The sequence below is a fragment of the Dolichospermum planctonicum genome (assembly GCF_005402965.1).
GTDB classification, from domain to species: domain Bacteria; phylum Cyanobacteriota; class Cyanobacteriia; order Cyanobacteriales; family Nostocaceae; genus Dolichospermum; species Dolichospermum planctonicum.
The window spans coordinates 1-13,228 of record NZ_BJCF01000044.1; the positions used below are offsets into that span (position 1 = coordinate 1).

At 38.9% G+C, this 13,228-nt stretch carries 9 protein-coding genes; 6 read left to right on the top strand and 3 right to left on the bottom strand.

Going from position 1 to position 13,228, the window contains the following annotated elements:
• Positions 1-298: 298 nt before the first annotated feature.
• The 3 genes from recJ to FFO06_RS16525 are packed head-to-tail and all read right to left on the bottom strand — an operon-like array spanning position 299 to position 4,529.
• The gene (recJ, locus tag FFO06_RS16515) at positions 299-2,641 is read right to left on the bottom strand and encodes a single-stranded-DNA-specific exonuclease RecJ (RefSeq protein WP_137909017.1); all 2,343 of its coding nucleotides are present in this window, start codon (positions 2,639-2,641) and stop codon (positions 299-301) included.
• Between the two features lie 55 nt (positions 2,642-2,696).
• Positions 2,697-3,509, bottom strand: coding sequence for a PD-(D/E)XK nuclease family protein (locus FFO06_RS16520; RefSeq protein WP_137909018.1), 813 nt, complete (start codon positions 3,507-3,509; stop codon positions 2,697-2,699).
• A 39-nt stretch (positions 3,510-3,548) separates the two neighbouring features.
• Positions 3,549-4,529, bottom strand: coding sequence for an aldo/keto reductase (locus FFO06_RS16525; RefSeq protein ID WP_137909019.1), 981 nt, complete (start codon positions 4,527-4,529; stop codon positions 3,549-3,551).
• 133 nt (positions 4,530-4,662) lie between these two features.
• Here FFO06_RS16525 and FFO06_RS16530 point away from each other — a divergent pair, with 133 nt between their 5' ends.
• The 6 genes from FFO06_RS16530 (at position 4,663) to FFO06_RS16555 (ending at position 13,015) form a co-directional block, all read left to right on the top strand.
• Positions 4,663-5,235 (top strand): hypothetical protein, encoded by a 573-nt coding sequence (locus tag FFO06_RS16530; protein WP_137909020.1) that lies wholly within the window; start codon positions 4,663-4,665, stop codon positions 5,233-5,235.
• A gap of 147 nt (positions 5,236-5,382) precedes the next feature.
• Positions 5,383-6,636, top strand: a complete 1,254-nt coding sequence (locus FFO06_RS16535; RefSeq protein WP_137909021.1) for an MFS transporter — start codon at positions 5,383-5,385, stop codon at positions 6,634-6,636.
• A gap of 126 nt (positions 6,637-6,762) precedes the next feature.
• Positions 6,763-8,655 carry a biosynthetic-type acetolactate synthase large subunit gene (ilvB, locus tag FFO06_RS16540; protein WP_137909022.1) on the top strand — a complete coding sequence of 631 codons (1,893 nt, stop codon included), beginning with the start codon at positions 6,763-6,765 and terminating at the stop codon, positions 8,653-8,655.
• 370 nt (positions 8,656-9,025) lie between these two features.
• The gene (locus FFO06_RS16545) at positions 9,026-10,768 is read left to right on the top strand and encodes an FAD-dependent oxidoreductase (protein WP_137909023.1); all 1,743 of its coding nucleotides are present in this window, start codon (positions 9,026-9,028) and stop codon (positions 10,766-10,768) included.
• 107 nt (positions 10,769-10,875) lie between these two features.
• A complete protein-coding gene (gene patX, locus FFO06_RS22620) occupies positions 10,876-11,130 on the top strand; it encodes a heterocyst-inhibiting protein PatX (protein ID WP_137909024.1) in 255 nt (84 codons plus the stop codon).
• Positions 11,131-11,782: 652 nt separating this feature from the next.
• Positions 11,783-13,015: an inorganic phosphate transporter gene (locus FFO06_RS16555; protein WP_236097170.1), complete on the top strand. Its 1,233-nt coding sequence runs from the start codon at positions 11,783-11,785 to the stop codon at positions 13,013-13,015.
• Positions 13,016-13,228 lie beyond the last annotated feature (213 nt).

Here is a 13,228-nt window from a genome sequence, read left to right on the forward strand (position 1 = left end):
CACCACCCCCCTTTTAATGATATGTATTCTCATTAAGCTTATTTCTCTTTAATTGATCGTTAGTTATTATGTACTACTATCTCTGCTTTTTTGATCTGTGACAGTTCAGGGTGCGGAATGTGGGTTTGAACATGAGTAATTTATTTTCATACCCATTTTAACTAATTTATACCAAAATCACAGGTCACGGCTGAGATTTTGGTCTCAATACATAATATAATGTTCATTTGATACTTGTTACTTGTATAACTGCAAACCCCACTCCTGACACGGAGATTGGGGTGCTGGGAAATCGTCATTAATTCACCCCTTTTTTTGAGACTGGGGAAAAATCAATGATCATGGCAACAATAATAGATAAAGGAACATGAAAAAAATAATCCCGTTGAAATTGTTCTTCTTTGACTGCTGCTAAAAATTGGTTAATCAGATGATCAGTAGGTTTTTGATCATATATAGAATCCCAGATTATTTGTAAATAATCATCTTTAATTTTGACAATAAACCCTAAATATTTTAAAGCTTGAAATCCTAAATATAGGCTTTGTTTACTAATACCCAGTCTGGCTAAGATTTGCATACAACTAACAGATTTATTTGTGCGACTCAGATATTTAGCAATACCTACCAAATTTAACCAAATATCTCTGGGTTCTTGATTATGGGTTTTTCTCCAAGCAATAACTAATTGTTGTTGATGATCAAGAGATTTTTTGAACCATAACCGTAAATCCTCCCAATTAGTAGGACAATCTTTCATAATTAATAATGATTTTTTATCTGTCATTTCCTGTAAATTTTCCAGATTTCTCGCGTCTACAATTGCAGGAAAATTATGATTTTTTATTTCATATTCAACATGAGAACGAACCGCAATTAATCTAATTTCATAGCGTTTTTTAAAACTATTAAAATCAATTTCTGCAATACAATCACATCTACCAATAGGTAATTCTTCTTTATAATGTCCCCACCAAATACCTGGAAAAGCATTATTAGTAGAATCATCTCGAATACTAAAATCTGTTTTAATATATTGTACTTTCTTGCCTTGCAAATCCTGTTGATTTTTATGCCAAGAATTTTCAAACCAACAATTTTTAATTAATAATTTGGGAATAGGATTTCCCATACCACAAGGTTCTAAAAGTTTTAGTTCTAAAAATAAATCTTTACCTAAATCTGCAACTGTCACTACTAAATCAGCTTCTACCGTTACAGTCAGATTAATTCCTCCTAAAGATTGCCGTAATTTCTGATTAATTGCGGCCGTAAATAAAGGGATATTTTCTACTAATAAACTCAAACCTGCTGCGAAAGGATGTCCACCAAAACGATGTAATAAATGGGCTTGTTCTTGAACTAATTGATATAAATCAATGTTATTCACAGAACGTGCCGAACCTCGCGCTATAAATTGGCTAGAATCTGCCTCGCTTTCCTTTCCTTCTGTGCTTAACAAAATTGTCGGACGACCTGTTTCCTGGGCTATTTGGCCAGCCACCAGACCTAAAACTCCAGCAGACCATTGAGAATCTTCTAAAACAATAACACTAGTAGTTGATAAGTCTAATTGTGCGAGTTTTTTAGTAACTTGTGCTTGGACATCTTTTTGTAAAGACTTGCGACGGGAATTAGCTAATTCCGTTTCTTCTGCAAGTTTTTGACAACGTTCAATGTCTTTACTCGTCAATAATTCCACACAAAAACTAGCGTCACCATGAATGCGACTAATAGCATTAATTCGCGGTCCCAAACCAAAGGAAATATCTGTAGGGCGATCGCCATTTTTCTGGCATAATTCTAGTAATTTACCCACTCCTGGCCTTCTTCTGTCCGTTGGTAATTTTTGATAATCTGTGTGTAATTGTTTAATTCCCAATTGTGCTAAATAACGACAATCTCCACTTAATTGCACCAAATCTGCAATTAATCCTATTGCTACTAAATCTAATAAATCAGTTAAGGGATTTTCGGCAATATCTGGTAAACTTGCATATAAAGCCTCCACCAATTTATAAGCAACCGCGACACCAGAAAGATGAAACAAAGGATGTTCCTGTGGTAAATAACGAGGATTGATAATTGCGACTACTGGAGGACGTTCTGAAGGTAATGTATGATGGTCTGTAATAATAACATCTATCCCTAAACTTTGGGCATAAATAACTTCTGAAATATTCGTACTTCCCGTATCACAAGTAACAATTAACTTACAACCTGCCTTGGCTAAAATATCAATTCCCGACTTATTTAAACCATGAGATTCTGTGAAACGATTGGGAATATAATAACTTAATTGACGATGTTGTAGAAAAAATTCACCCAAACCATCCCATAATACCGCAGTGGAAGTAATTCCGTCCGCATCAAAATCTCCCCAAATAGCAATTTTTTCTCCTTTTTTTCCCGCAGTTATTAACCGTTGCACAGCCAAATTTATTTCCTGTCCAAATTCCCGAAAATCAGCACTTTGATAACCTTGATAATCAATAAAAGCCGCCAATTTTTCCTCAGATTTAATATCCCGTTGCCAAAATAATTGAGCAGCAAAATTACCATTTATTCCCGGTGCGGAGCGTTTCACCAATTCAATAAACCAACCAGGGGGTTTTTCCGTTGTTTTTAAAATCCATTCCATTTTGGTGCTAAGATGCAAATAAGAATTAAGTATTAAATTAAGTATTAAATTAAGTTTAAAGTGATACTTCTGCAATATTTTCTAAGTTAGGAAAATGCTGGTTAATATTCATAGTTATTTCCTTGTTTTTTTGACGGTGACAACGCACAGCAAATTGACAAGATTCACAGATTTGATCAGATTCTTGAAGCGGTAATGGTGTATTATCTTCATAATCTTTGACCCATTTTGTCAGGTTGTTTAATAATTGATTCAATTCCTGTGCTGTTTTTCGATGTTGTTGTGCATTATAAGTGAATTTGATATTTTTAGTTTGCCTTTTTGATTGTACAAACCAGTAAGTCATGGAAATATTTTCTAATAAATAGTTACTAGTTTCTGCTAATATATACATATACAGTTTTGTTTGCCAATTTTGGGCTAATATTTCTGGTTTTGGTGGTTGGGGATAGGTTTTCCAGTCGAGAATTTGGGCTTGATTTTCATCAGTAATTAATAAATCATAAATAACTGTGAGTAGGTAGTCTCCAATTTGCAAAGTTCGATAATGTTCACTTTCTCGAAAAGTTTGATTATGATGATTATTAATATTAGTTGTAAATATTTCCGGGGCAATTTTCGTAAAATCAGTCATCCAATTTTGTAATTGAGGATTTGCGTTTAACAAATTATCAATGGATAAACCCATTTCTCGCTGCTGCATAAGTAAGTGGAAACGACTACCCAAAATTTGATATTCTTCCTTTTGAGGGTCTATGGGTGTGTTAAGTTGTTCTAAATAGCTATATTGGAATTTGCGAGGACAAACTGTGAGTAAATTCAAATGTCCTTGGGAAAGACGGAATATAAAAGTAGAAGTTTTTAGCATGATTCTTTTGTTATGTATTATGGGGTTGAATATTACTTATTACTTAGTTTGAAAAATATTCTGCACCATTTTCTTCTCCACCCTATTAGCAGCAGCATCTAATTCTATCACCTCACTATCAGTCAAAAACCAACCTAAAGCCCCGATATTCTCTTTTGCTTGTTCCACATTTTTAGCCCCAGGAATAGGAATTGTGCCTTTACTAATACACCAATTAATAGCCACTTGAGACATAGTTTTATCTCTCATATTTGCTATTTCTTGCAAACAGCCCAAAAGCGGTTTCATTCCTGGTAATAACTGCTTGCATAAAAATCCCCGAATACCTTTAGGAAAACTCCCATTTTCTGAAAACTTACCTGTTAATAAACCCAACCCTAAAGGACTATAAGCAATTAATCTAATTCCCAAATCATCACAAACTTCCTTTAAACCTAATTCCGTGACTGGATAAGTAGATAAAAGTGAATATTGTACCTGCAAAGTTTTAATAGGTATTCCTCTTTCCTGAAATCTTTTATGCACCCATTTAAGTCTTTTTGTGCCATAATTAGACAAACCCACACCTTTAACTAAACCTTGCTCATATAAATCTGCTAAACCATCTAATAAACCCACTTCTTGCCAAGGTGCATAATTAGCTGTAGACCAGTGCATTTGCACCAAATCAACATTTTTACCTAATCTTTTTGCCGAGCTATGACAAGCTGATATAATCGAGTTTCTAGTCCACCTCCAAGGGTATGCAGCCAACTTAGTCGCAATGCAAATATTCTCTTTATTTATTCCTGGATATGCTTGGGAAAATCTGCCTAAAAGTAACTCACTGCGTCCTTTTAATTTGCCAGTACCGTAGGAATCACCTGTATCAAATAATGTGACACCACTGCTAACACAGAGATTAAATACCTCTTGCAACTGGTTATCCATGCTCTGATTATATCCCCAAAGTAATTGATTTCCCCAAGCCCAAGTTCCGCAACCCATGGGAGGTAGATTTAGTAAATAGTCGGTTTGCATAATTTAATTAAGATAGGAAAATTTTTGTATTTATTATAAAACTAATTATTCACGAATCACGCCAATTTTTTACACAGTAAATTTTTATTTTAATTTAGTATAAAATTCTGACAGATCCGAAAATAAAAAACCAATGACCATTATTATTTGTCCGGGAATTCATGCACCAGAATTAACTAAAAGTTTTATCCAAGAGTGCTTAAATAAAGACCAAGAAAGTTTGGATATGGGAAAGCCCACAGATATACTAATTTTTCCGGGAGAAGGTTATTTAACTTTATCAACATTTCATATTTTACATTTTTTGCGCGATCGCCTCCGTGATAAACTAGAATCTCCTCTTATATTCTTATGCTTTAGTGCTGGTGTAATTGGGGGTATAGGTGCCGCTACAGGGTGGCAACTTTTGGGAGGTCACGTTCAGGCTTTTATTGCCATTGACGGTTGGGGAGTCCCTCTAGGGGGCAACTTTCCCATTCATCGTTTAAGTCATGATCATTACACCCATTGGACTTCAGCTTATCTCGGTATAAGAGAAAATAACTTTTACGCAGATCCAGCAGTTGACCATCTATCAATGTGGCACTCCCCCCAAACAGTCCCAGGGAAATGGGTAAACCCCCCCGCTGGGTTCTCTCCACCCAAAAACTACCTTACCGCCTCTGAATTTCTCAATTTCATATTACAACAGTATCACAATAAATAGTGATTATTTGAGGAATTACGAAAAATGCGACCGAAGAGCTTATTGTTAATCAAGAGTAATTCATCTGGAAATATCCTTTTTTTCTGCCACCAACCTTGATTATGTTATGCGTAATTACCCCATTTGTTCCCCAATATTAAATATCTAATGCTGCCCACTAAATCTACTACTATTAATCACGGATTTGCCGCACTGGTAAAAAATAGGGGCTTTATGCTCCTGTGGATTGGGCAACTGATTTCCCAATTGGCAGATAAGGTATTCTTTGTATTAATGATTGCCTTACTCAAACTCTATTTGCCCGTTAATGGTGGAGGAGAAGACGGACGTTTTTATTTGTATATGGCATTTACCGTCCCTGCCATGTTGTTTGGTTCTGCTGGTGGGATTATCGTTGACCGTGTACCAAAAAAACTGATTATGGTCGCTTCAGATGCGGTGCGTGGGGTGTTAATGCTCTTAATTCCCTTCCTACCGCGAGAATTTGCCATTCTCCTATTCTTCACCTTTTCTATCTCCACCGTTACCCAGTTTTTTGCCCCCGCAGAACAGGCTGCTATTCCGCTTTTGGTCAAAAAAGAAGGTTTAATGGCTGCCAATGCCCTATTCAGCAGCACAATGATGGCTGCGTTAATTATTGGCAATGCCGTGGCCACTCCTATGTTAAATTGGTTTGAAAGTTTTAACAAGGGTTTTGGTAAAGAATTGGTAGTTGGCTGCTTATACCTGCTTTCTGCCCTGATCATGATGCCCATTCATTTTCGAGAACACAGACCTAACCAGGAAACAGCCCCAATTAATCCCTGGGCTGAATTTATGTTAGGACTACGCTATCTCAAACAAAATCGGCTGGTATGGAATGCTATGCTGCAAATTGTCACCTTATACTGCGTATTTGCCGCCCTGATAGAATTAGCCATTGGCATGGCAGCCAGGTTACATTTAGCACCCGAAGAATTTAGCTCTTTTGTGGCTGCAGCTGGGGTGGGTATGGTTATAGGTGCGGCTATTTTAGGGCATTTCGGCCATCGTTTACATCATAAACCCTTGCCTTTAATTGGGTTTATAATTATGGCATTCTCTTTAGGCTTATTCATTTTTATTGACAACCAACCCTTAGCATTAGGACTGTGTATTTTCTTAGGTGTAGGTGCTGCTTTTGTTAACGTGCCAATGCAAACCTTAATTCAACAACAAACACCACCAGAAATGCACGGTAAGGTCTTTGGCTTTCAAAATCATGCCATTAATATCGCCCTGACCGCACCTCTATTAATTACAACCAAGTTAGTTAATGCCTTTGGTTTATCTGTTGTATTATTGGGAATGAGTGTAGTTGTGGGAGCTATCGGTATCTGGTCCTGGCAAAATACTCGCAAAGTATTGCAAGATGTAATCTAAAGTTGTACAATCTTAATCTATTCTCATCGCATCTCAATTTATGATCTGTGAGAATTTTTAAATTAAAATCAAGTCTTAAATACAAAATCTAAGCGTTAATTTTAGTTATACCTTGAGGCCTAAACCGTGCTTTCGTCTTCTTCAATCAGCCCCCCAAAATCTGAAAATCACAACCAGTCTCCTGTCTCCCCAAATTCCCCAGTTTACCCCCAACGGACTTCTGGAGGTTTCGCGCTCATAGATAGTCTTATTCGTCATGGTGTTGAGCATATTTTTGGTTATCCCGGTGGCGCAATTCTACCTATTTATGATGACCTCTATAAAATAGAAGCAGCGGGTACTATTAAGCACATCTTGGTCAGACACGAACAAGGAGCATCCCACGCGGCTGATGGTTACGCCCGTGCTACTGGTAAGGTAGGAGTATGTTTTGGTACTTCTGGACCAGGGGCAACCAACTTAGTGACAGGTATCGCTACAGCTTACATGGATTCTATACCCATGATTGTAGTCACAGGACAAGTACCACGAGCCGCAATTGGTACAGATGCTTTTCAGGAAACAGATATTTATGGGATTACTTTACCCATTGTTAAGCATTCTTACGTAGTCCGCGATGCTAAAGATATGGCGCGGATTGTAGCTGAAGCTTTCCACATTGCCAGCACAGGTAGACCGGGACCTGTTTTAATTGATGTGCCAAAAGATGTAGCGTTAGAAGAATTTGATTATGTTCCTGTAGCACCAGGTTCGATTAAATTACCGGGTTATCGTCCCACAGTCAAGGGAAATCCCCGCCAAATTAATGCCGCCATTCAATTAATTCGAGAAAGTCGTCGCCCTTTGTTGTATGTTGGAGGAGGAGCGATCGCTGCCAATGCCCACGAAGAAGTTAAAGAACTGGCAGAATTATTTAATATCCCCGTCACCACTACCTTAATGGGTATCGGTGCATTTGATGAACATCATCCCCTCTCTTTAGGAATGTTGGGAATGCACGGCACGGCCTACGCAAATTTTGCTGTTACAGATTGTGATTTATTAATTTGCGTTGGTGCGAGATTTGATGACCGAGTTACAGGTAAATTAGACGAATTTGCCTCTTTAGCCAAAGTCATTCACATTGATATTGACCCCGCAGAAGTCGGTAAAAACCGCGTTCCCGAAGTCCCCATTGTGGGGGATGTTAAAAACGTCTTAAAAGACTTATTACGGCGATGTCAAGACGCAAATAGTAAAGCCACACCTAACCAAAATCAAGAATGGTTAAACTTAATTAACCGTTGGCGACAAGATTACCCTTTAATTGTCCCCCATCACGCCGATAGTATTTCTCCCCAAGAAGTAATTGTCGAAGTTGGTAGCCAAGCTCCGCACGCATTTTATACCACAGATGTCGGTCAACATCAAATGTGGGCAGCCCAATTCCTCAAAAATGGTCCAAGACGCTGGATTTCTAGCGCCGGTTTAGGCACAATGGGGTTTGGTGTCCCTGCGGCCATGGGTGTGAAGGTAGCATTCCCGGACGAACAAGTGATCTGTATTAGTGGTGATGCCAGTTTCCAAATGTGTTTACAAGAATTGGGGACTTTAGCACAATATGGCATCAATGTCAAAACCCTAATTTTAAATAACGGTTGGCAAGGAATGGTGCGACAATGGCAAGAAGCCTTCTATGGTCAACGTTATTCGTCTTCCAACATGGAAGTAGGAATGCCTGATATTGAGCTTTTAGCCCAGGCTTATGGGATCAAGGGGATGGTAATTAGTCAGCGGGAAGAGTTGGCAGATAAAATTGCCGAAATGCTGGCACACAATGGACCTGTCATTGTCAATGTTCATGTAACCAGAGATGAAAACTGCTATCCCATGGTAGCCCCTGGTAAGAATAACTCCCAAATGGTTGGTTTACCTCAACAAACACCAAAAACCGCTGTGGAATCAATTTCTTGCAGCAATTGTGGTACACAAAACCAAGCTAATCATAATTTCTGTTCTGAGTGCGGGACTAAATTGTAATTAGATAAATTGTAATTAGATTTTATAGAACGGTAAAGCACATTGCGCTTTACCCTGTTCTAGTCTTGACAAGTAGAAAATTATCTGCGGTGAACTTCCCTATTCCTGTACATAACTAGGACGGGAAGTGGTGGTTAATAGACTCTAGACATATTTTGCCTAAGTTCTAATTGGGCAGCTTTTCATGTATTGAATGGATCTTCTAATATATAAGAGAATAATTGCTGTAATTTTATAGATGTAGGTTGGGTTAACCTAAGCAAACCTAACATTATCAAAGTTTTTGTTGGGTTGCACTAGCGATTAAGCAAACACACAGTTTTTTATCATCTGTGGTAAATGTATTTTAAATTAATATTATGAATATAACATGAATCAAATTTATACAACGGATGTGTTAGTTGTCGGTGGTGGCACAGGTGGAACTGTGGCCGCTATCCAAGCAGCGCGGAAAGGTGTAAAAACCATCCTAGTGAGTGAATTTGCCTGGTTAGGAGGAATGCTTACCTCTGCGGGGGTATCTGCACCCGACGGCAACGAATTACAAGCCTTTCAAACAGGTTTATGGGGTGCTTTTTTACAAGAATTGCAACATAGGCAACCAGGAGGATTAGATCATAGTTGGGTCAGCTTTTTTAGTTATGATCCGCGCATAGGTGCAGAAATATTTGCCGACTGGGTGCGAGAATTACCTAATCTTCAATGGATTTCCAGAAAAGTTCCTTTAGAGGTTTTGCGAACAAAGGACTGTATTACAGGTGTACGCTTTGCTGACTTCACCGTCAACGCCAAAATTATTCTTGACGGCACAGAATTAGGAGATTTATTAGCTTTAGGAGAAATACCATTACGTTGGGGTTGGGAATTACAGTCAGAATGGGGAGAACCCAGCGCACCCGCAAATTTTAACTCCCTGACCCAAACCTATCCAGTGCAAGCACCCACTTGGGTAGTAGTAATGCAAGATTTTGGGAACAATATCGCCCCAGAAATTTCTCCAGCCCCTAACTATGATCCATCCCAGTTTACAGGAGCTTGGGATGACTATGGTCCAGAAAAATTTTTGAACTATGGACGCTTGCCCGGCAGTCGATTTATGATTAATTGGCCTATTGCGGGCAACGACTACTGCCAAAATGCCAATCGGTTGCTAGATGCAGGGGTGAAAAAGCAGGAATTTGTGCGAGAATGTTGCTGGCACAGTCAGAATTTCGCTCATTTCATTCAAACTCAGTTTGGTAGGCGTTACGGATTAGCTGCAAACCTTTTTCCTCATGCTAATTCCGCTTTTGCCCTTCATCCCTATTATCGGGAAAGTCGCCGCTTAGTAGGCTTAACAACTGTTTGTGAACAAGATATTCTGCCTTTAGCTAACAGTAAAACCGCACCACCATTTCATGATGCCATCGCTGTCGCTAACTATGCCAACGATCACCATTATCCAGGTGTTGAGTTTTTATTGCAACCTAAATCTATCCGTTGGGGTGGAAGATGGACAGGAACACCCTTTACTATCCCCTATTCCGCGCTCATCCCCGCCAATACAGATGGTTTTCTGGTTTGCGAAAAGAACATTTCCGTTTCCCATATTGCTAATGGGGCCACCAGACTCCAACCTGTGGTCATGGGAATTGGTCAAGCCGCCGGTATGGCAGCTGCTATGAGTGTTGTGCTAGGATGTCAGCCCAGAGATTTACCAGTGAAGAGTTTGCAGGCTGCATTATTGACGGATGACTATGCACCAGTCTTAATTGTTCCCCTGTTTAACTTATCAACTGATCATCCTGATTGGTTACACTGGCAAACTTATTATTTAGACCACCCAGAAGCTTATCCTGCTGATGGTAATTGTCCTTGTATTTTGGACCAGACCGATAATAAATTCAACCTCAACTGCTTTACAGGGAAATTTAAACGGCTGGACGAGCAAAACTACCAATTCAATATCACAGAAAAAACCAATTTAACGACGACAAATTGGCAGCTTGTGGCATTGCGATCGCATATAGACCAGCAATTACAAACTCTTCCCTCAGCAAAAATACTCAAGATTTGGGGGCGGCCAAATCCCTCTGGGAATTGGTTACTTGTTGAGCATCTTGAAGAAGTATAAAATTAACTTTTATTCAGTAAAATACAATACTTTTTTGCAAATTTTCCGGATAGACATATAAATATCAAGGATTAATGAAGTAGAGAGTTCTAAAATAGACATCTACTATGCGTGCTGCCATTTCACTTTTAGTATCGAGTCTGGTATTTGGCTCCTTAGCTTTTAACTGCGAAGCAGTACAGACTCGTTTTTCCACTCTGTCTAGGCTCAAGTCCGATTACCAGCCTTCACCTTTGACCAACGAGAGTTTCACTTTTGGTGAAACGAAGTTCAACCTGGCTGATAACTCTAAACCTAGTCCTAATGACCCACAAACGCCCAATCCTCATCGAGGTAGTGGTCGCAGAAGTCTAGATGGATAACTGGGAGTATTGTCAGTTCTGTTATTTAACAGATAGTTAGATATTACCTGCCAACGATAAAGATGATATTACCGGATTATCAGACAATTAATTCTGCCTACCACTTCTTGTATTGAGACGACATAGACAGTTACAGCACTACACTTGTGGGATTCTATCGTCGATAAGTTTCTCTTGTACTGACACTAGATATAGCTAGTTACAAGCACTATATCTTTAATCAGTTATATAGCTCTTCATCGCCCAAGCTATAAGTATTTCAATTTCTCTGCTAAAAACATAGACAGTTACAGCACTTCATATCGACAGAAAATTGTTCACTATTTCATCAAAACATCCGGTAATTACTTACCCTCTTAACCTGTATTCCTCTTAATCAGGAATATAGTTAATCCTTGTCTCTTACAAGAATGTCTCATTAACTTTAGTTTTTGTCCAGCACCACAGGCAACATCTAGACTCGAGAGTTGTACTTGGTGCATAAGGTTAAAAGCTATCAGTCGTGAAAGGAGACATTCCCCTCAAGTGATGGATAGATCAAGTTATTTTGTCGAGCTTACTAACTCGCCTGAATTTTGACAGCCAAAAAAATGGAAAATGTAAATCATTCATCAAAATCTTGACCTGTTAATAGGTGTGAATGGTTTATTTTATGGCAATACTTGTGATAGTCGCCCTTTTAGCCTTTTATATGGCCTGGAATCTGGGTGCAAATGATGTCGCTAATGCCATGGGAACTTCTGTGGGTTCTAAGGCGATTACACTCAGACAGGCAATCATTATGGCTGGGGTGTTAGAGTTTCTTGGTGCTGTCTTGTTTGGACAAGAGGTAACATCTACCTTGGGAACAAAAATTGCTGATCCAGCTTTATTTGCTACGACACCACAAACTTTAGTCATGGGCATGATCTCGGTACTCCTATCGGGTGGAATATGGCTACAAGTTGCCACATCCAGGGGTTTACCTGTATCGTCTTCTCATGCCATTGTCGGGGCGATCGCTGGCTTTAGTTGGGTATCATTAGGAATAGAGGCAATAGATTGGTCGTCTGTCGGTTTAATTACCATTGGCTGGATTTTAACACCCATAATTAGTGGTGCAATCTCCGCTGGTTTATATGGTCTAATTCGACACTGGATTTTTAATCAACTTCATCCCCTGTCCCAGTTACAAGAATGGACTCCCTGGTTAAGTACATTGCTATTGAGTATATTTGGTGTTATTGTTCTCCCCACAATTACTCAACCTTTCAGCCAGTTTTTACTTACAGAGAGAAAATTGAATATTCCTCCTCACGATATTACCCTATTCATCACTGGAATGGCTGCAATAGCCCTGACTTTGATCAGTTGGCGAGAATTAGCAAATAGTCAAATTGACAATCAAATTCAAGGTTTATTTGCCAAATTTCAAGTTATCAGTGCTTGCTTTGTCGCATTTGCTCACGGTTCTAACGATGTTGGTAATGCGATCGCTCCCCTGGCAGTAATTTACTACATCAATCAACAAGGTAAAGTCCCTAATGATCAACTCACTATTCCCCTTTGGATTCTGCTTTTAGGTGCTGTGGGAATTGTGGCAGGTTTAGCAGTTTGGGGAGAAAAAGTTATTACCACCATTGGCAAAAATATTATTTCCTTAGAACCTAGCAGTGGATTTTGCGCCGAACTGGCCACAGCAATGACAATTTTACTAGCTTCCCGTTTAGGTTTACCCGTTTCCACTTCCCACGCCCTTGTCGGTGGAGTTGTCGGTATTGGACTGGTACAAAATCTTCAAGCTATCAAACTTTCCACTATCCAAAATATTGCCGCCGCCTGGTTAATTACAGTCCCCATCAGCGCCGCCATGAGCGCTATTATCTTCACTATCGCTAATAGATAATAGATAATAGGTAATAAGTAATAAGTAATAAGTTAAGTTAATAAATAGGAAAATTCTTCCTCCTCGACTTCAGACCCCACCTGTAAATTCTTGAATTTTGCCACACCCTCTGGAAAAGAGAGAAGATTTTTCCACAATTTCTGCCCATTAATCACTATAATTAAAAGGAATAGACACATATCAGACATTCTTTTAGCTAAGAGATGCCGACGT

Bases quoted from the DNA above. Each gene is read 5' to 3' on its own strand.
- recJ (WP_137909017.1), bottom strand. From the start codon at position 2,641: ATGGAATGGATTTTAAAAACAACGGAAAAACCCCCTGGTTGGTTTATT.
- FFO06_RS16520 (WP_137909018.1), bottom strand. From the start codon at position 3,509: ATGCTAAAAACTTCTACTTTTATATTCCGTCTTTCCCAAGGACATTTG.
- FFO06_RS16525 (WP_137909019.1), bottom strand. From the start codon at position 4,529: ATGCAAACCGACTATTTACTAAATCTACCTCCCATGGGTTGCGGAACT.
- FFO06_RS16530 (WP_137909020.1), top strand. From the start codon at position 4,663: ATGACCATTATTATTTGTCCGGGAATTCATGCACCAGAATTAACTAAA.
- FFO06_RS16535 (WP_137909021.1), top strand. From the start codon at position 5,383: ATGCTGCCCACTAAATCTACTACTATTAATCACGGATTTGCCGCACTG.
- FFO06_RS16545 (WP_137909023.1), top strand. From the start codon at position 9,026: ATGAATCAAATTTATACAACGGATGTGTTAGTTGTCGGTGGTGGCACA.
- patX (WP_137909024.1), top strand. From the start codon at position 10,876: ATGCGTGCTGCCATTTCACTTTTAGTATCGAGTCTGGTATTTGGCTCC.
- FFO06_RS16555 (WP_236097170.1), top strand. From the start codon at position 11,783: ATGGCAATACTTGTGATAGTCGCCCTTTTAGCCTTTTATATGGCCTGG.